This window comes from Streptomyces sp. NPDC102437 (assembly GCF_044765565.1).
Classification (GTDB): Bacteria; Actinomycetota; Actinomycetes; order Streptomycetales; family Streptomycetaceae; genus Streptomyces.
Genome location: NZ_JBIWKI010000008.1, coordinates 187,501 through 205,483, shown reverse-complemented (window position 1 = coordinate 205,483; position 17,983 = coordinate 187,501). Strand labels below are relative to the sequence as shown.

Here is a 17,983-nt window from a genome sequence, read left to right as displayed (position 1 = left end):
CCGGCGGCGCAGGGCCTGAGCCCGGCCGCCGACGGGTGCCGGGCCCGTTCTACGGCCTGCGGGCCGAGGTCACGCGGTAGACGTCGTAGACACCCTCCACGCCCCGTACCGCCTTCAGTACGTGGCCGAGGTGCTTCGGGTCGCCCATCTCGAAGGTGAAGCGCGAGGTGGCCACCCGGTCCCGGGAGGTCTGCACGGCCGCCGACAGGATGTTGACGTGCTGGTCGGACAGGACGCGGGTGACGTCCGAGAGCAGCCGGGACCGGTCCAGGGCCTCGACCTGGATGGCGACCAGGAAGACCGAGGACTGGGTCGGCGCCCACTCGACCTCCAGGATCCGTTCCGGCTGCTGCGAGAGCGAGTCGACGTTGACGCAGTCGGCGCGGTGCACGGAGACGCCGCTGCCCCGGGTGACGAAGCCGATGATCGGGTCGCCGGGAACGGGCGTGCAGCAGCGGGCCAGTTTGACCCAGACGTCCTCGACGCCCTTGACGACCACGCCCGGATCGGCGTTGGAGCGGCGCTTGCCGCGGCTGCGCGAGGGCGGCGAGCTCTCGGCGATGTCCTCGTTGGCCTCGTCCTCGCCGCCGAGCGCCTGTACCAGCTTCTGCACGACGCCGGCGGCCGCGACATGTCCCTCGCCGATCGCCGCGTACAGCGACGAGATGTCGGGGTAGCGCATCTCGTGGGCGAGGGTGACCAGGGAGTCGCCGGTCAGGATGCGCTGGATCGGCAGGTTCTGCTTGCGCATGGCACGCGCGATGGCGTCCTTGCCCTGCTCGATCGCCTCGTCGCGGCGCTCCTTGGAGAACCAGGCCCGGATCTTGTTGCGGGCGCGGGGCGACTTGACGAAGCCCAGCCAGTCCCGGGAGGGTCCGGCGCCGGCCGCTTTGGAGGTGAAGACCTCCACCAAGTCGCCGTTGTCGAGCGTCGACTCGAGCGGTACGAGCCGCCCGTTGACCCGTGCTCCTATCGTCCGGTGGCCGACCTCCGTGTGCACCGCGTACGCGAAGTCGACCGGGGTCGCACCCGCGGGCAGCGCTATGACGTCGCCCTTGGGCGTGAAGACGAAGACCTCGTTGCGGGAGAGGTCGAAGCGCAGCGACTCCAGGAACTCGCTGGGGTCCTCGGTCTCCTTCTGCCAGTCCAGGAGCTGGCGCAGCCACGCCATGTCGTTGACGGTGTCCTGGCTCCGGCCGCCGCCCGTGTTCTTGGGGACGTCGGTACGGACCTTGGAGGCGCCCGCGACGGCCTCCTGCTTGTACTTCCAGTGCGCGGCGATGCCGTACTCGGCGCGGCGGTGCATGTCGAAGGTGCGGATCTGGAGTTCGACGGGCTTGCCGCTGGGGCCGATCACCGTGGTGTGCAGCGACTGGTACATGTTGAACTTGGGCATCGCGATGTAGTCCTTGAACCGGCCGGGGACCGGATTCCATCGCGCGTGGACGGTGCCCAGCGCCGCGTAGCAGTCGCGGACCGTGTCGACGAGTACCCGAATTCCCACCAGGTCGTAGATCTCGGCGAAGTCCCTGCCCCGCACGATCATCTTCTGGTAGACGCTGTAGTAGTGCTTCGGCCGCCCCGTGACGGTGGCCTTGATCCGGGCGGCACGCAGGTCGGCCTGGACCTCGTCGGTCACTATGGCGAGGTATTCGTCGCGCTTGGGGGCCCGCTCGGCCACGAGACGGACGATCTCGTCGTACATCTTGGGGTAGAGGATCGCGAAGGCGAGGTCCTCCAGCTCCCACTTGATGGTGTTCATGCCCAGGCGGTGCGCCAGCGGGGCGTAGATCTCAAGCGTCTCGCGGGCCTTCTTCTCCTGCTTCTCCCGCTTGAGGTAGCGCATGGTGCGCATGTTGTGCAGCCGGTCGGCAAGCTTGATGACCAGGACCCGCGGGTCCTTGGCCATGGCGACGACCATCTTGCGTACGGTCTCGGCCTGGGCGGCCTCGCCGAACTTGACCTTGTCCAGCTTGGTGACGCCGTCGACGAGCAGGGCGACCTGGTCGCCGAAGTCGCGGCGCAGGGTGTCCAGGCCGTACTCGGTGTCCTCGACCGTGTCGTGCAGCAGCCCGGCCATCAGCGTCGCCGGGTCCATGCCCAGCTCGGCGAGGATCGTCGTGACGGCGAGCGGATGCGTGATGTACGGGTCGCCGCTCTTGCGCTTCTGGCCGCGGTGCCAGCGCTCGGCGACCTGGTAGGCGCGCTCGATCTGGCGCAGCGTGGCCGTCTCGGTCTTGGTGTCGTTGCTCCGGACGATGCGCAGCAGCGGTTCGAGAACCGGGTTGTACGGGCTGGAGCGCTGCACGCCGAGACGGGCCAGCCTGGCCCGCACCCGGTTGGACGAACCGCCGGAGCGGGTGGTTGGGGCGCTCGCCGGGACCGGCCTGCCCACGGGCTTCGCGGGGGGCTTCGGGGCGGACGTGGCCGGGGAGACGGGGGCGGCCGGCTGCGCGGGGGAAGAGGGCGCGGCCCCGGGTGCCGGGGTGCCAGCCCGGTCCGGGCCCTGACCGGGCTCGGGGGCCGGGGGCTTCGGCTTGTCCGCGGGCTGCTTCTTCCCGGGCGTGGCTGAGGCCGCCGCGGGCTTGTCGGGCTGCGGGGCGGCGACTGGCTGGGCCTCGTCTGGCAAGAGCGCTCCTCGTGCGGATCCGGGTACCCGGAGAGGCCATCGTATCCACCCTGTGGCCGGTCCTCCCCCGGGGACCGTGGAGACTCCTGACAACGCCGAACGGGCACCCGGTTGTTCCCGGGTGCCCGTCCTGCTCTCACGATGCGTCGCCGCTCACGGTCGGTGCTGCTCAGACCGTGATCAGAACCTCCAGCGGCGCGCCCCGCAGGCCCTGCTCCAGCCGGGCCCGTCCGGGGAGGAAGCCGAGCTCCATGAGGACCGCGACGCCCGCGACCTCGGCGCCGGCCCGCCGGATCAGTTCCAGCGAGGCCTCGGCGGTGCCACCCGTGGCGAGGACGTCGTCGATGACCATGATCCGGTCATCGGCGGACAGGTCCTCCGCGTGGATCTCGATCTCGGCGGTGCCGTACTCCAGCTCGTACGCCTGGCTGAGCGTGGCTCCGGGCAGCTTCCCCGCCTTGCGGACGGGCACGAAGCCGAGCCCGGCCCGGACCGCGACCGGGGCGGCCAGGATGAAGCCGCGCGCCTCCAGGCCGACGACCTTCGTGGCGCCGTGCCGTACGCACAGCTCCGCGAGCATGTCGGTGAGGGCCGCGAACGCCTTCGGGTCCGCGAGCAGCGGGGTGATGTCCTTGAACAGCACGCCCGGCTTCGGGTAGTCCTGGACGTCGCGGATACGGCTGAGCAGGAGCTCGCGGGTGCCCTCGGTGGTGCTGGTCATCGACGATTCCCCGGGGTCCGGCCGTGGCCCCTGGGGGGCTGCTGGCGCTGGCCGACGACCGCGGCGGCGGGTGCGGCGTCCTGCGGGTGGTCGTCGTCCGACTGCTCGTCCTCGGCGGACTCGCCCTTGGCGGCGGCCGCCGCGCGCTTGGCGAGGATCCGCTTCTTCAGGGCCTTCATCTGCGGCTCGCGTTCCTTGAGGTCGGCGACGAGCGGCGTGGCGATGAAGATCGAGGAGTACGCACCGGCGGCGAGGCCGACGAAGAGCGCCAGGGAGATGTCGTTCAGCATGCCCGCACCGAGAACGCCGCCACCGATGAAGAGCAGACCGGCGACCGGCAGCAGAGCCACCACGGTGGTGTTGATGGAGCGGACCAGCGTGCCGTTGATGGAGCGGTTGGCGATCTCGCTGTACGTCCACCGGGTCTGCTTGGTGATCCCGTGGGTCCCCTCCTTGAGGCTGTCGAAGACGACGACCGTGTCGTAGAGGGAGTAACCGAGGATGGTCAGCAGACCGATCACGGTGCCCGGGGTGACCTCGAAGCCGACCAGGGCGTAGACACCGACCGTGATGGTGATGTCGTGGATCAGCGCGACCAGGGCCGCGATGGCCATGCGCCATTCGAACGCGATGGCCAGGTAGATCACGACCAGGACCATGAAGATGCCGAGGCCGGTCCAGGCCTTGTTGGCGATCTGCTCACCCCAGCTGGGGCCGACCAGGTCGGCGGCGATCTTCTCGGCCGGGACGTCGAGGTCCTCGGAGAGCTTGGTCTTGATCTCGTCGGACTTCGCGGTGTCGACCTCGGTGATCTGGATGCGCAGACCGCCGTTGCCGAGCTTCTGGACGATCGCCTGGTGGCCGGAGGCCTCCGTGGCCAGGTCCTCGGCCTTGGCGACGGTGACGCTGGTCTTCGGGGTGGTGAAGACCGCGCCGCCCTTGAACTCGATGCCCATGTTCAGGCCGCTGACCGCCAGGCCGACGATGGCCGTGATGGTGATCAGGATCGAGATCCCGTACCAGATCTTGCGCTTGCCGATGAAGTCGTAGCCGACCTCGCCTCGGTAGAGACGGGCGCCGAGAGTGCCGAGTCGCGACATCTCACGCCTCCTTCGGTTCAGTGGGGGCGTTGACACGGCGCGAGCGGCGCAGCGGCGGCTTGGCGCCGAGCCGCTTCGGGTCCAGGCCGGACCACGGGTGACCGCCGGAGAAGAACTTCGTACGGGCCATCAGCGTCATGAGGGGCTTGGTGAAGAGGAACACCACGACCACGTCGAGCAGAGTGGTGAGGCCCAGCGTGAACGCGAAGCCCTGGACCTTGCCGACGGTGACGACGAAGAGCACCGCGGCGGCGAGGAACGACACGAAGTCGGAGACCAGGATGGTGCGCCGGGCGCGCGGCCAGGCCCGCTCGACGGCCGGGCGGAGCGTGCGGCCCTCGCGGATCTCGTCGCGGACCCGTTCGAAGTACACGATGAAGGAGTCGGCGGTGATACCGATGGCCACGATGGCGCCGCAGACCGCCGGGAGGTTCAGCGCGAAGCCGATGGCCGGGCCGAGCAGCGACATGAGCGTGTAGGTCAGGATGCCGGAGACCAGGAGGCTCAGGAGCGCGATGAACGCGAGGCCCCGGTAGTAGGCCACCAGGTAGATGACCACCAGGGCCAGGCCGATGGCACCGGCGATCAGACCGGCCTGGAGCTGCTCACCGCCGAGTGCGGCGGTGACCGTGGTGACGCTCTGCTCCTGGAAGGAGAGCGGGAGCGCACCGTAGGAGAGCACGTTGGCCAGGTCCTCGGCGGACTGCTGGGTGAAGCTGCCGGAGATCTCGGCGCTGCCGCTGAGCGTGGTGTTCACCTGGGGCGCGGAGACGACCTCACCGTCCAGGGCGATGGCGAACTGGTTCTGCGGGGACTGCTGCGCGGAGAGCTTCTTGGTGATCGTCTGGAACTGCTTGGAGCCCTTCTTGGTGAACTCCATGTTGACGATCCACATGCCGCGCTGCTGGTCGAAGCCGGCCTTGGCGTTGTCGACCTCGGTGCCGGACACCTCGGACGGGCCGAGGACGTACTTCGCGTCACCCTCGGAGCTGCATGCGACGACCGTGTCGGTGGGCCTGGCACCCCGTGCGGCCTCGGCGCGGGACGCCTTGCTGGAGCAGTCGAGCTCCGCGAACTGCTTCTGCAGCTTGGCGGCGGCGGCCTCGTCGGCGGCGGATGCCGACGGCGTGGCGTCGGCCTTCGGCGTGGTGCTCGCCTTGGGGGTGGGCGTGGTGTCGGTCTTGAGAGCGCCGGTGACCGCGCGGCCCTGGGTGGTGGCGCTCGCGCTCGGCGCCGACGACGACTTGCCCTTGTCGGCGGTGGGGGCGCCGGGGCTGCCGGACGGGGTGGGCTTGCCGGACGACGAGGCGCTGGGCGTCGGGGTGGGCGTGCCCTGGGCGACGGTCAGCACCGGCCGGAAGTAGAGCTTGGCCGTGGTGCCGACCTGCTCCCGGGCCTGGGCGGAGTTCGTGCCCTTGGGGATGTTGACGATGATGTTGCTCTTGCCCTGCGTCTGGACCTCGGCCTCGGAGACGCCAAGACCATTGACACGGCGTTCCATGATCTCGACCGCGGTGTCCATGTTGGTCTTGTTGATCGCCGATTCCTGGCCCGGCTCGCTCTTCGCCTCAAGCGTGATCGAGGTGCCGCCCGCCAGGTCGATGCCCAGTCGTGGGGTCGGCTGATGGGCCAGGAACATCCCGCCGGTGAGCGCGACCATGGCGATCAGGATCAGGGCCAGGGAACGCCCCGGCCTGCCCTGACCGCCGGCCGCCCCTCGGCTCTTCTTCGGTGCTGCCACCTTCTCGTTTCTCCCTGTCCAACCGCCCCGCGCCGGGTACGCGCCCGAGCGGCCACGAAGTGTAGTGGGGACCCGCCCCCGCAGAAGACCGCACGGTCCGGGGTATGCCGGACGCCGGTGGGCTCACGGCATCCCCGGGCGTGGGTTACTTCGCGTCGGCCTCGCCGTCGTCCTTGCCCTCGGACTTCTTGCCGGACTCTTCGTCCTTCGGCTCGGCGTCGTCGGCCTTCTTGCCGAGGTCGATCCGGGCGTCGTCCGAGACGTCCTTGTCGGCGTCGGTCTCGGTCAGCGAGGAGGCGTCGTCGGGGACGACGGCACCGTCGAGGTCGAGACCGCTCTCGTCGTCGCCGTGGACGATGCGGTTGTACTCCGCGTCGTCGAGGACGGCGCCGATGGCGTTCTTGGCGTAGATGGCGTGGACGCCGGGCGCGATCTCAAGGAGAACCGTGTCGTCGTGCAGCTCCTTGACTGTGGCGTACATGCCCCCGATCGTCCGGACGCCGGTGCCGGGCTGCATCTCGTTGCGCATCTGGGCGGCGGCCGCCTGCTTCTTCTTGGCGGACCGCGTCATCAGGAACATGGCCCCGATGAGCACGATGAAGGGGAGGAGAGTCACGGGATTCACGGGACGAGTTTCCTTCGCACGACCGCGCTGGAAGGCGGCCTGTATCTACGGGGGTGGGTACACCGACCTGTAAGGGCGGCATCGGCGGAGTCTAAGCGAGTCCGCATCGATGGAACAACGCCCGGACTCGCCCGGTGGTTCCTGCTCCGGCCAAGCTGTGACAGATCACGCCCCGAACAGGCCCTGTTGTCCTTTTCCGCCTTGCTGCGGAGGCACGATACCCAGATGGGCCCAGGCGGCGGGCGTAGCGACCCGCCCGCGTGGCGTCCTGGCCAGCAGTCCTTCCCGGACCAGGAAGGGCTCCGCGACCTCCTCGACGGTCTCGCGCTCCTCCCCCACGGCGACCGCGAGGGTGGACAGCCCGACGGGTCCGCCGCCGAAGAGCTTCAGCAGGGCGCCGAGCACCGCGCGGTCGAGCCGGTCCAGGCCGCGGGCATCGACCTCGTACACCCCGAGGGCGGTGGCGGCGACCGGGCGGTCGATCCGGCCGTCGGCCTTGACCTGGGCGTAGTCCCGGACACGGCGCAGCAGCCGGTTGGCGATGCGGGGGGTGCCCCGGGAGCGGCCGGCGATCTCGGCGGCGCCGTCCGCGTCTATCTCCACGTCGAGGAGGCGGGCGGAGCGGTGGATGACGCGCTCCAGCTCGGTGGGTGCGTAGAACTCCATGTGGCCGGTGAAGCCGAAGCGGTCGCGCAGCGGCGGCGGCAGCAGTCCGGCCCGGGTGGTCGCGCCGACCAGGGTGAAGGGCGGCAGTTCCAGCGGGATGGCGGTGGCGCCGGGGCCCTTGCCGACGATGACGTCGACCCGGAAGTCCTCCATCGCCATGTAGAGCATCTCCTCGGCCGGCCGGGACATGCGGTGGATCTCGTCGAGGAAGAGGACCTCGCCCTCCTGGAGGGAGGAGAGGATCGCGGCGAGGTCGCCCGCGTGCTGGATGGCGGGGCCGGAGGTGATCCGGATCGGGGCGTCCATCTCGGCCGCGATGATCATGGAGAGGGTGGTCTTGCCGAGGCCGGGCGCGCCGGAGAGCAGGACGTGGTCGGCGGTGGCGCCTCGGGCGCGAGCCGCCTTGAGGACCAGGTCGAGCTGTTCGCGCACCTTCTCCTGGCCGACGAATTCGTCCAGGTCCTTCGGTCGCAGGGCCGCTTCGACCGCGGTGTCCTCGCCGTCCGCGTCGGCGTGGACGAGGCGCTCGTCGAGCCGCTCGTCGGTGTCGGGTCCGGTCTCGTCCCAGTTCATTCAGTCTGTCCCGCCTCGGGTGTTTCGGTGCCGTGCGGTGCCCGGCCCGGCGTCGGGGGTGGTCCCGTGGTGCGGCGCTCCGGTCAGCGCGCGCGGTTGAGGGTCTGGAGTGCGGCACGAAGCAGCTGCGGCACGGGGGCCTGTCCGCCCTCGGCGATGGCCGCCTCGGCCTGGGGGGCGACGGCGGTGACCGCTTCGTCGGCCTCGCGGGTGGCGTAGCCGAGGCCGATCAGGGCGGCCTGGAGCTGATCGCGCCAGGAGGAGGTGACGGCGGTGCCGATGCCCTGGCGGCCGATGTGGGCGCCGACGGGCTCGCCGAGCCTGTCCTTCAGTTCGAGGAGGAGTTTCTGCGCGCCCTTCTTGCCGATTCCGGAGACGGCGGTGAGCGCCTTCTCGTCGCCGGTGGCGACCGCGGTGCGCAGGGCGTCCGGGCTGTGGGTGGCGAGCATCGCCTGGGCGAGCCGGGGTCCGACCCCGCTGGCGGTCTGGAGCAGTTCGAAGACCTGCCGCTCGTCGTCGTCGGCGAAGCCGTAGAGGGTGAGCGAGTCCTCCCGCACGACGAGGGAGGTGGCGAGCCGGGCCTCCTTGCCGACCCGGAGGGCGGCGAGGGTGTTGGGCGCGCACTGGACGGCCATGCCGATGCCGCCGACCTCGATCACGGCCGTGGTCGGTGCGAGTGCGGCGACGGGGCCGCTGACGAAGGCGATCATCGGGGAACCTTCCGGACGGGAACTGCGGATGTACGGGGAACGCGCGCGGTGCGGGATGCGGCTGCTGCCGCGTGGGCCTGCTGGAGGCGGTTGACCGCGGGGGCACGCCAGATGTGGCAGACGGCGAGGGCCAGGGCGTCGGCCGCGTCGGCCGGCTTCGGCGGGGCGTCGAGCCGCAGCAGCCGGGTCACCATCGCGCCGACCTGTGCCTTGTCGGCGCGGCCGCTGCCGGTGACGGCCGCCTTGACCTCGCTGGGGGTGTGCAGGGCGACGGGTATGCCGCGGCGCGACGCGCAGAGCATGGCGACGGCGCTGGCCTGGGCGGTGCCCATGACCGTACGGACGTTGTGCTGGCTGAACACCCGCTCCACGGCGACGAATTCGGGCCGGTGCTCGTCGAGCCATTCCTCGATGCCGCGCTCGATGGCGACCAGCCGGTGGCCCAGCTCCGCGTCGGCCGGGGTACGTACGACGCCGACGCCGAGCATCGTCAGGGGGCGGCCGACGACGCCTTCGACGACGCCGACACCGCATCGGGTCAGCCCCGGGTCCACACCCAGCACCCGCATGGGACGCCCCCTCCGTACCGATCGGTCAACTGTTCCCGCAGGCTATCGGCTCGCACTGACAATGCGACGGGCCGACGGGGTGTGTCCCCGTCGGCCCGTCTCTGAAGGCTGCGCAGAGCGCGGCTCAGGCGTCGACCTTCTCCATGACCTCGTCCGAGACGTCGAAGTTGGCGAAGACGTTCTGCACGTCGTCGCTGTCCTCCAGCGCGTCGATCAGCTTGAAGATCTTGCGCGCGCCCTCTTCGTCCAGCTCGACCTGCATGGTGGGCAGGAAGTTGGCCTCGGCGGAGTCGTAGTCGATGCCGGCCTCCTGGAGCGCGGTACGGACCGCGACCATGTCGGTGGCCTCGCTGACGACCTCGTACGTGTCCCCGAGGTCGTTGACCTCCTCGGCGCCCGCGTCGAGCACGGCCCCCAGGACGTCGTCCTCGGTCAGTTCGCCCTTGGGGACGATGACGACGCCCTTGCGGTTGAAGAGGTACGAGACCGAACCCGGGTCGGCCATCGAGCCGCCGTTGCGGGTCATCGCCACACGCACGTCGGACGCGGCACGGTTGCGGTTGTCGGTGAGGCACTCGATGAGCACCGCGACACCGTTCGGGCCGTAACCCTCGTACATGATCGTCTGGTAATCGACGCCGCCCGCTTCGAGACCGCCACCACGCTTGACCGCGGAGTCGATGTTCTTGTTCGGTACAGAGCTCTTCTTCGCCTTCTGGATCGCGTCCACAAGGGTGGGGTTTCCCTCGGGGTCCACACCGCCGGTGCGGGCAGCGACCTCGATGTTCTTGATCAGCTTCGCGAAGAGCTTGCCGCGCTTGGCGTCAATCACGGCCTTCTTGTGCTTCGTCGTAGCCCATTTAGAGTGGCCGGACATCTGCCTTCTCCTTCGCGTCACCAAAAACGATTCGAACCCGAGAGATCCTACCGGGATCGAGTCAGCCGACTGCGCGCACCATCTCCACGAACAACGCGTGAACGCGATGGTCTCCGGTCAATTCCGGGTGGAACGACGTGGCCAGGGCGTTTCCCTGACGTACGGCGACGATATGACCATCGTGCTCCGCCACCACCTTGGCCTGGGCGCCGACCGACTCCACCCAGGGGGCGCGGATGAACACGCCCTCCACGGGTCCGCCCTCGATGCCGGCGACCTCGACAGCCGCCTCGAAGGACTCGTTCTGCCGTCCGAAGGCGTTACGGCGCACGATCATGTCGATCCCGCCGACCGTCTCCTGGTCCGAACGCGGGTCGAGGATCTTGTCGGCGAGCAGAATCATTCCGGCGCAGGTGCCGTAGACCGGCATTCCGGCCCGTACCCGCTCGCGCAGCGGTTCCAGCATGCCGAACAGGGACGCGAGCTTGGACATCGTGGTGGACTCGCCACCGGGGATGACCAGGCCGTCCACCTCGGCGAGTTCCTCGGGACGCCGGACCGGCCTGGCCAGGGCATCAGCCGAGGCCAGGGCGATCAGGTGTTCCCGTACGTCGCCCTGGAGAGCCAGGACTCCGATCACAGGGGTGTCGCTCATCAGTGACTACCAGCCGCGGTTGGCGTAGCGCTCGGCCTCGGGCAGGGTGTCGCAGTTGATGCCGACCATGGCCTCGCCCAGGTTCCGGGAGGCGTCCGCGATGATCTTCGGGTCGTCGTAGAAGGTGGTGGCCTTCACGATCGCGGCGGCGCGCTTGGCCGGGTCGCCGGACTTGAAGATGCCGGAGCCGACGAAGACGCCCTCGGCGCCGAGCTGGCGCATCAGCGCGGCGTCGGCGGGGGTGGCGACACCGCCCGCGGAGAACAGCACGACGGGCAGCTTGCCGAGCTCCGAGACCTCCTTGACCAGCTCGTACGGGGCGCGGAGCTCCTTGGCGGCGGCGTACAGCTCGTTGTTGTCGTAGCCGCGCAGGCGGGCGATCTCGTTCTTGATCTGGCGCAGGTGGCGGACGGCCTCGACGACGTTGCCGGTGCCGGCCTCGCCCTTCGAGCGGATCATGGCCGCCCCCTCGGCGATCCGGCGCAGCGCCTCGCCCAGGTTGGTGGCGCCGCAGACGAACGGGGTGGTGAAGGCGAACTTGTCGCTGTGGTTGACCTCGTCGGCCGGGGTCAGGACCTCGGACTCGTCGATGTAGTCGACGCCGAGGGACTGAAGGACCTGGGCCTCGACGAAGTGGCCGATACGCGACTTCGCCATCACCGGGATGGAGACGGCCTCGATGATCTCCTCGATCATGTTCGGGTCCGACATCCGGGCCACGCCACCGTCCTTGCGGATGTCGGCCGGAACCCGCTCCAGGGCCATGACGGCCACGGCGCCCGCGTCCTCGGCGATCTTCGCCTGCTCGGCGTTGACGACGTCCATGATCACGCCGCCCTTGAGCTGCTCGGCCATGCCGCGCTTGACGCGCGCGGTGCCGGTGGCCGGGGAGTCTGCGGACTGCGGGGTGGTGGGAAGCGTGGACATCGATCGACCTCACTCGGAGAAAAAGTTGCTGAGAAGCGCTGCTTGGCGCAGTGCTGAGCAAACTCTCCGGGAACAGTCCACTGCAAGGGCCAATGGCAGGCCGGTGGATCGTTTTGAACCCGTACGGGATGACATGTGGCCCCCGTCACGTGCGAATGCGGCGTTCCGGTCAGCTGACGGGGCGGTCCGCCAGGGCCACCGGGGGTTCGTCGTCCATCTCGAAGGCCAGCGGGAAGGGGGCGTGTCCGGCCAGCCGGAACCACCGCACCTTGCGGTGCCGGCGCAGCGCGCGCGCCGCGCGCACCGCGTCGTTGTGGAACCGCCGGGCCATCGGGACACGGCGCACGGCGGCGGCGAGTTCGAGCGCCGCCTCCTCACCGCCGGGGATCTCCTTCACGGCCTCCACCTGCGCCGTCTCGCCGAAGACCGCCCGCAGCGCGGCGCTCAGTTCGCTCTCCGCGACCTCGCGGTGCTCCTCCTCCGCCTGGCGGGCGGCGTGCGCCGCCTCGTACAGGACGATGGAGGCGGCCGGATCGAGCACACCCGAGGTGGCCAGTTCCTGGGTGACCGACGCACGGCGCAGGAGTTGGGCGTCGAGGGCGGCCCGTGCGGCGTCGATGCGGGTGTGCAGCCGGTCCAGCCGTCCGGCGGTCCAGCTGAGGTACATACCGATCGCGACGATCGCGACGGCGATCCAGATGAGGGTTTCGATCACGGGCGGCAAGGCTACCGTCGGGGCGCGGACGGCGTGGCGGTCCGGGTACGGGCCGGGACCTCGGCCCCCGGTCCGCTACTCCCGCGCCAGACCGAACCGTGCGCGCAGCCCAGTGCGTTCGTCGGCCGCCACCGAGGCCGCGCCGTCCGTCACCGTCTCGTACACCGCGAGGATGTCCGCCCCGACCGTCGACCAGTCGAACCGGCGCACATGCGCGGTGCCCCGCTCGCGCAGCTCCGCGCGCCGCTCCGGGTCCCCGAGCAGCCGGATCGCCGCCGCGGCCAGCGCGTCCGCGTCCTCGTTGGCGAAGAGTTCGCCCGCCGCGCCCAGGTCCAGCACCTGCGCGAACGCGTCCAGGTCGCTGGCGAGGACCGGCGCACCGGCCGACATGGCCTCGACCAGGATGATCCCGAAACTCTCGCCCCCGGTGTTGGGCGCCACGTACACATCGACGCTGCGCAGCAGCCGCGCCTTGTCCTCGTCGCTCACCATGCCGAGGAATTCGACCCGCTCACGCATCGCCCCGGGCAGCGAGGCGACGGCCTCCTCCTCGTCGCCCCGGCCGGCCACCAGCAGCCGGGTGTCCGGGCGGGCGTCGAGGATCGCGGGCAGTGCCCGCATCAGGACCGGCAGGCCCTTGCGGGGCTCGTCGATGCGCCCGATGAAGCCGATCGTCCCGCCCTGCCACTCGGCCTTGGGCTCGGCGGCGGCGAAGAAGCCGACATCGACCCCGTTCGGGATGACGACCGCGTCGCCCCCCAGGTGCTCGACCAGGGTGCGGCGCGCGTACTCGCTCACCGCGATGCGCGCACTGATCTTCTCCAGTGCGGGCTGGAGGATCGGGTACGCCGCGATCATGGCCCGGGAGCGGGGGTTGGACGTGTGGAACGTGGCGACGATCGGGCCCTGCGCTGCCCAGCAGGCGAGCAGCCCCAGCGACGGCGAGGTCGGCTCGTGGATGTGGATCACGTCGAAGGTGCCGTCGTGGAGCCAGCGGCGCACCCGGGCGGCCGAGAGGAAGCCGAAGTTCAGCCTGGCGACGGAGCCGTTGTACGGGACGGGCACGGCCCGGCCCGCCGACACCACATACGGCGGCAGCGGCGTCTCGTCGTCGGCGGGCGCCAGCACGGACACCTGGTGGCCCAGCCGGATCAGGTGCTCGGCCAGGTCCCGGATGTGGAACTGCACACCGCCCGGTACGTCCCAGGAGTACGGGCAGACGATGCCGATCTTCACGTCCGGTCCTCCCGGGGCTCCAGATCGGCGAGCCAGAGCCGTTGCAGCATGTGCCAGTCCTCCGGATGATCGGCGATTCCGACGGCGAAGGCATCGGCCAGCGCCTGTGTCATCGAGGATGTCTTCTCCGTGCGGTCACCTGACTCGGGTTCCGCGACCGGCGGATGGATCCGCGCCTTCATCACGGGCGTGTCGTCATAGCTCAGCGTCACCGGCAGCAGCAGCGCACCGGTCTGCTGGGCCAGCAGCGCGGGCCCGGCGGGCATCCGCGCGGTGTCGCCGAAGAACGTCACCTCGACGCCTGAGGCGGACAGATCGCGGTCGGCGACCAGGCAGACAAGACCGCCTGCCCGCAGCCGCCTCGCCAGGGTGCCGAAGGCCGCCCCGCCGCTGTGCGGCAGGACCTCCATGCCGAGCCCCTCGCGGTAGGCCACGAACCGGTCGTACAGGGTCTCGGGCTTGAGGCGCTCGGCGACCGTGGTGAAGGGCACCTCGAGATCGGTGGTGACCCAGGCTCCCGCCAGGTCCCAGTTCGCCAGGTGCGGCAGGGCGAGGATGACGCCGCTGCCGGCGTCGAGGCCGTCGGTCAGCCGGTGCGCGTCTGTCACGTCTATGGACGCCTTGATCCGTGCCGGACTCCAGGTGGGCAGCCGGAACGACTCCATCCAGTAGCGCATGTACGAGCGCATCCCGGCCTTGGAGAGCTCGGCCAGCCGGGCCGGTGACGCCTCGGGCACGACCCGTGCCAGATTCGACTCCAGCCGCAGCACACTCTTGCCGCGCCGCTTCCACACCTGGTCGGCGATGGTGCGGAAGAGTGTCCGGGCGACCGGCTCGGGGAGCTTCTTGACGGCGCTCCAGCCGAGCCCGTACAGCCCGTCGGTCAGACGGTCCCGCAGGCCCTCGCGCGGCTGTGCCGGGTCGTCGCTCACCGGTCGGTCCCGCTCCCCGGCCCCGCGGCGGCGGCCTCGGCCGCATCGGCCTCGGCGGACTCGCGGCGCACGGTCACGACCCGCTGCACCAGCGTCACCAGGCTGCCCACGGCGACGATCCACAGCGCGATCGGCAGCACGACCTGGATACCGGGGACGCCGAACTTGTGCAGGCCCGCGACGCCGGCCGCGACCAGCGAGATCACCAGCCGCTCGGCGCGCTCCACGAGACCGTTGACCGCCACCGGCAGTCCGATCGACTCGCCGCGCGCCTTCGTGTACGAGACCACCTGGCCGCTGGCCAGACAGAAGATCGCGACCGCGCAGAGCGCGTTGTCGTCGCCGTTGCCCGCGTACCAGAGCGCGAATCCACCGAAGATCGCCCCGTCGGCGACCCGGTCCAGGGTCGAATCCAGGAACGCGCCCCAGCGGCTGGAGATACCGGCCTGCCGGGCCATGTTCCCGTCGACGAGGTCGGAGAAGACGAAGATCGTGATGACGATCGTGCCCCAGAAGAACTCCCCCATCGGGAAGAAGACCAGCGCACCTGCCATCACCCCGGCCGTACCGATCAGAGTGACCGCGTCAGGGCTCACGCCGAGGCGGAGCAGCAGTGCGGCGAACGGTGTGAGGACACGCGTAAAAAATGCACGCGCGTACTTGTTCAGCATGGCCTTCCCGAGGGTCGGTGGGCCGAGCGGCCCCTACGGCCACCGGCTGGCCCATCGTAGTCACGCCCGCCGGAGTCCACCGTCCGGGCACCCGGCGTCGCGCCGCGCAGTGCCATGTATGGACGCGGCCCGGCCCTGGTGGAAAGCTCGAATTACCGCGGGCGTCGCGCGCAGCCGCCGCGGCGGCTCCCCAGTGCCCGTACAGCTCTTCCCACTCCCCACATCGCGTCGGTATTTCCTCCGCTTCGCACCAATACCTGGGAGGCACGCATCATGGGCGACAAGGCACACGCACACACCGGGGCCGCCGGCAGGGCAGCGACGGCCGGCCGGCCCTCATCCGTACGGAATGTGGTGCTGGTCGGCCACAGCGGCTCCGGAAAGACCACCCTCGTCGAGGCCCTCGCGCAGACCGCGGGCGCGGTCAACCGGGCCGGCCGGGTCGAGGACGGCGCCACCGTCTCCGACTACGACGAGATCGAACACCGCCAGCAGCGCTCCGTACAGCTCTCCGTGGTCCCCGTCGACTGGGGCGGGTACCGGATCAATCTTCTGGACACCCCCGGCTACGCCGATTTCGTCGGGGAACTCAGGGCCGGTCTGCGGGCGGCGGACGCGGCCCTTTTCATCGTGTCCGCCGCCCAGGAGGCCGACGCGGTGGCGGGCGCGACCCGGGCCGTCTGGGAGGAGTGCGCGGCCGTCGGCATGCCGCGCGCCATCGTCGTCACCCACTTGGACACGGCACGCACCCCGTTCGACGAGATGACCAGGATCTGCGGCAAGCTGTTCGGCGGCGACGACCCCGACGCGGTGCTCCCGCTCTATCTGCCCGTCCACGGCGCCGAGGGCGCCGACGGGCACGCCCCGCTCACCGGGCTCACCGGCCTCCTCAGCCAGCGGATCTTCGACTACTCCTCGGGCGAGCGCCGGGAGAACCCGCCCGCCGACGGCCAGCGGCCGGCGCTCCAGGAGGCCCGCAACCGGCTGGTCGAGGGGATCATCGCCGAGAGCGAGGACGAGACCCTGATGGACCGCTACCTCGACGGGGCCGAGGTCGACATCAAGACACTCGTCGACGATCTGGAGCGCGCCGTGGCCCGGGGCTCCTTCCATCCCGTCCTCACCGCGGCCCCCGCCGCCCCGGATGGCCGCCAGGGCATCGGCACCGTCGAGCTGCTGGACCTGATCACCGGCGGCTTCCCGACCCCGCTGGAGCACCCACTCCCCGACATCACCCCCCTGCACGGGGCGTCACGGCCGGACCTGACCTGCGACCCCGACGGCCCGCTCCTCGCCGAGGTCGTCAAGACGGCCTCCGACCCGTACGTCGGCCGGGTCTCGCTGGTACGTGTCTTCTCCGGCACCCTGCGTCCCGACGAGACCGTCCACATCTTCGGCCACGGCCTCACCGACCCCGGCCACGAGCCCCGCCCCTTCCACGAGGCCGAGGTCCGCGTGGGCTCGCTCTCCTCCCTGTTCGGCAAGCAGCAACGCCCGGTCACCGCGTGCGGCGCGGGGGATCTGGTCAGCGTCGCCAAGCTGGGCGGCGCCGAGACCGGGGACACCCTCTCCGCCCCGGAGCTGCCGCTGCTGCTGGAGCCCTGGACTACGCCGGACCCGCTGCTTCCGCTCGCGATCGAGGCGCACAGCAAGGCGGACGAGGACAAGCTCTCCCAGGGGCTCGCCCGGCTGGTCGCCGAGGATCCGACCATGCGTCTGGAACAGAACCAGGACACCCACCAGGTGGTGCTGTGGTGCCTGGGCGAGGTCCACCAGGACGTGGCGCTGGACCGGTTGCGCAGCCGGTACGGCGTCCAGGTAGACGCCGTACCGCACAAGGTGTCGCTCCGCGAGACCTTCGCCGCCCCGTCGACCGGGCGCGGCCGGCATGTGAAGCAGTCCGGCGGCCACGGCCAGTACGCCATCTGCGAGATCGACGTGGAGCCGCTGCCCGCGGGGTCGGGCATCCAATTCGTCGACAAGGTGGTCGGCGGAGCGGTGCCCCGTCAGTTCATCCCGTCCGTCGAGAAGGGCGTGCGCGCCCAGGCCGCCCGCGGCGTCGCGGCCGGCCATCCGCTCGTCGACGTGCGCATCACGCTGCGGGACGGCAAGTCGCATTCGGTCGACTCCTCCGACGCGGCGTTCCAGACCGCGGGCGCGCTGGCCCTGCGCGAGGCCGCCGCGGACACCCGCATCCAGCTGCTCGAACCCGTCGCCGAGATCCGGGTCCTGGTCCCCGACGACTATGTCGGGCCGGTGATGAGCGATCTGTCCGGGCGGCGCGGCAGAGTGATCGGAACCGAGCAGTCCGGCGCCGGCCGCACCCTCGTACGGGCCGAGGTGCCCGAGCTGGAGATCGGCAGGTACGCGGTCGACCTGCGCTCCCTCTCCCATGGCGCCGGCCGGTTCGACCGGGCGTACGCCCGGCACGAAGCGATGCCCCCGCAGCTCGCCGAACGCCTCCGGGGACAGCAGGAGAACAACCCGATCGACTCGTGACCGGCCATGCCGCCCGTCTTTGTCCACAGGGGCGGGCGGCGCAGCGATCCGGACGATACGCTTTGGTCCCAGCTCAGAAGGTGTGCCAGGCACGGCAGTTGGGAAACAGCCGCAGGAGCAGTTCCTCGGCGGCGAGT

Annotated in this window: 16 protein-coding genes; 1 reads left to right on the top strand and 15 read right to left on the bottom strand. The window is 70.5% G+C overall.

Going from position 1 to position 17,983, the window contains the following annotated elements:
* Nucleotides 1-49: 49 nt before the first annotated feature.
* From ACIRJP_RS13235 to pgsA, 15 genes are all read right to left on the bottom strand, one after another.
* Nucleotides 50-2,629, bottom strand: coding sequence for a RelA/SpoT family protein (locus tag ACIRJP_RS13235; RefSeq protein ID WP_404172156.1), 2,580 nt, complete (start codon nucleotides 2,627-2,629; stop codon nucleotides 50-52).
* Between the two features lie 169 nt (nucleotides 2,630-2,798).
* Nucleotides 2,799-3,350 carry an adenine phosphoribosyltransferase gene (locus ACIRJP_RS13230; RefSeq protein WP_404172153.1) on the bottom strand — a complete coding sequence of 184 codons (552 nt, stop codon included), beginning with the start codon at nucleotides 3,348-3,350 and terminating at the stop codon, nucleotides 2,799-2,801.
* Nucleotides 3,347-4,450, bottom strand: a complete 1,104-nt coding sequence (secF, locus tag ACIRJP_RS13225) for a protein translocase subunit SecF (RefSeq protein ID WP_404172150.1) — start codon at nucleotides 4,448-4,450, stop codon at nucleotides 3,347-3,349. Before secF ends, ACIRJP_RS13230 begins: the two co-directional genes overlap by 4 nt.
* A gap of 1 nt (nucleotide 4,451) precedes the next feature.
* The gene (gene secD / locus ACIRJP_RS13220; RefSeq protein WP_404172147.1) at nucleotides 4,452-6,191 is read right to left on the bottom strand and encodes a protein translocase subunit SecD; all 1,740 of its coding nucleotides are present in this window, start codon (nucleotides 6,189-6,191) and stop codon (nucleotides 4,452-4,454) included.
* Between the two features lie 145 nt (nucleotides 6,192-6,336).
* Nucleotides 6,337-6,816: a preprotein translocase subunit YajC gene (yajC, locus tag ACIRJP_RS13215; protein WP_404172144.1), complete on the bottom strand. Its 480-nt coding sequence runs from the start codon at nucleotides 6,814-6,816 to the stop codon at nucleotides 6,337-6,339.
* Between the two features lie 165 nt (nucleotides 6,817-6,981).
* Entirely contained in the window at nucleotides 6,982-8,055 is a 1,074-nt protein-coding gene (gene ruvB, locus ACIRJP_RS13210; protein WP_356081303.1) for a Holliday junction branch migration DNA helicase RuvB, read from the bottom strand.
* Between the two features lie 83 nt (nucleotides 8,056-8,138).
* Nucleotides 8,139-8,765, bottom strand: coding sequence for a Holliday junction branch migration protein RuvA (gene ruvA, locus ACIRJP_RS13205; protein ID WP_266735907.1), 627 nt, complete (start codon nucleotides 8,763-8,765; stop codon nucleotides 8,139-8,141).
* Nucleotides 8,762-9,334, bottom strand: coding sequence for a crossover junction endodeoxyribonuclease RuvC (gene ruvC / locus ACIRJP_RS13200; RefSeq protein WP_404172140.1), 573 nt, complete (start codon nucleotides 9,332-9,334; stop codon nucleotides 8,762-8,764). Before ruvC ends, ruvA begins: the two co-directional genes overlap by 4 nt.
* Before the next feature lie 124 nt (nucleotides 9,335-9,458).
* On the bottom strand, nucleotides 9,459-10,211 hold the full coding sequence (locus ACIRJP_RS13195) for a YebC/PmpR family DNA-binding transcriptional regulator (RefSeq protein WP_072484508.1): 753 nt from the start codon (nucleotides 10,209-10,211) through the stop codon (nucleotides 9,459-9,461).
* Nucleotides 10,212-10,272: 61 nt separating this feature from the next.
* Nucleotides 10,273-10,866: a pyridoxal 5'-phosphate synthase glutaminase subunit PdxT gene (gene pdxT / locus ACIRJP_RS13190; RefSeq protein WP_404172136.1), complete on the bottom strand. Its 594-nt coding sequence runs from the start codon at nucleotides 10,864-10,866 to the stop codon at nucleotides 10,273-10,275.
* Nucleotides 10,867-10,872: 6 nt separating this feature from the next.
* The gene (gene pdxS, locus ACIRJP_RS13185; RefSeq protein WP_266735913.1) at nucleotides 10,873-11,793 is read right to left on the bottom strand and encodes a pyridoxal 5'-phosphate synthase lyase subunit PdxS; all 921 of its coding nucleotides are present in this window, start codon (nucleotides 11,791-11,793) and stop codon (nucleotides 10,873-10,875) included.
* A gap of 169 nt (nucleotides 11,794-11,962) precedes the next feature.
* On the bottom strand, nucleotides 11,963-12,508 hold the full coding sequence (locus tag ACIRJP_RS13180; protein WP_266735915.1) for a hypothetical protein: 546 nt from the start codon (nucleotides 12,506-12,508) through the stop codon (nucleotides 11,963-11,965).
* Nucleotides 12,509-12,583: 75 nt separating this feature from the next.
* Nucleotides 12,584-13,744: a glycosyltransferase family 4 protein gene (locus tag ACIRJP_RS13175; protein ID WP_383713951.1), complete on the bottom strand. Its 1,161-nt coding sequence runs from the start codon at nucleotides 13,742-13,744 to the stop codon at nucleotides 12,584-12,586.
* Nucleotides 13,741-14,676: a phosphatidylinositol mannoside acyltransferase gene (locus ACIRJP_RS13170; RefSeq protein ID WP_404172131.1), complete on the bottom strand. Its 936-nt coding sequence runs from the start codon at nucleotides 14,674-14,676 to the stop codon at nucleotides 13,741-13,743. The genes ACIRJP_RS13175 and ACIRJP_RS13170 overlap by 4 nt, the downstream gene beginning before the upstream one ends.
* Nucleotides 14,673-15,347, bottom strand: a complete 675-nt coding sequence (pgsA, locus tag ACIRJP_RS13165) for a phosphatidylinositol phosphate synthase (protein WP_404172128.1) — start codon at nucleotides 15,345-15,347, stop codon at nucleotides 14,673-14,675. The genes ACIRJP_RS13170 and pgsA overlap by 4 nt, the downstream gene beginning before the upstream one ends.
* Nucleotides 15,348-15,620: 273 nt before the next feature.
* Here pgsA and ACIRJP_RS13160 point away from each other — a divergent pair, with 273 nt between their 5' ends.
* Nucleotides 15,621-17,846 (top strand): elongation factor G-like protein EF-G2, encoded by a 2,226-nt coding sequence (locus ACIRJP_RS13160; protein WP_404172125.1) that lies wholly within the window; start codon nucleotides 15,621-15,623, stop codon nucleotides 17,844-17,846.
* Nucleotides 17,847-17,983 lie beyond the last annotated feature (137 nt).

What these genes read in the sequence shown, in the direction of transcription:
- ACIRJP_RS13230 (WP_404172153.1), bottom strand. Translation starts at nt 3,350, where the DNA reads ATGACCAGCACCACCGAGGGCACCCGCGAGCTCCTGCTCAGCCGTATC.
- secF (WP_404172150.1), bottom strand. Translation starts at nt 4,450, where the DNA reads ATGTCGCGACTCGGCACTCTCGGCGCCCGTCTCTACCGAGGCGAGGTC.
- ruvB (WP_356081303.1), bottom strand. Translation starts at nt 8,055, where the DNA reads ATGAACTGGGACGAGACCGGACCCGACACCGACGAGCGGCTCGACGAG.
- ruvA (WP_266735907.1), bottom strand. Translation starts at nt 8,765, where the DNA reads ATGATCGCCTTCGTCAGCGGCCCCGTCGCCGCACTCGCACCGACCACG.
- ruvC (WP_404172140.1), bottom strand. Translation starts at nt 9,334, where the DNA reads ATGCGGGTGCTGGGTGTGGACCCGGGGCTGACCCGATGCGGTGTCGGC.
- ACIRJP_RS13195 (WP_072484508.1), bottom strand. Translation starts at nt 10,211, where the DNA reads ATGTCCGGCCACTCTAAATGGGCTACGACGAAGCACAAGAAGGCCGTG.
- pdxT (WP_404172136.1), bottom strand. Translation starts at nt 10,866, where the DNA reads ATGAGCGACACCCCTGTGATCGGAGTCCTGGCTCTCCAGGGCGACGTA.
- pdxS (WP_266735913.1), bottom strand. Translation starts at nt 11,793, where the DNA reads ATGTCCACGCTTCCCACCACCCCGCAGTCCGCAGACTCCCCGGCCACC.
- pgsA (WP_404172128.1), bottom strand. Translation starts at nt 15,347, where the DNA reads ATGCTGAACAAGTACGCGCGTGCATTTTTTACGCGTGTCCTCACACCG.
- ACIRJP_RS13160 (WP_404172125.1), top strand. Translation starts at nt 15,621, where the DNA reads ATGGGCGACAAGGCACACGCACACACCGGGGCCGCCGGCAGGGCAGCG.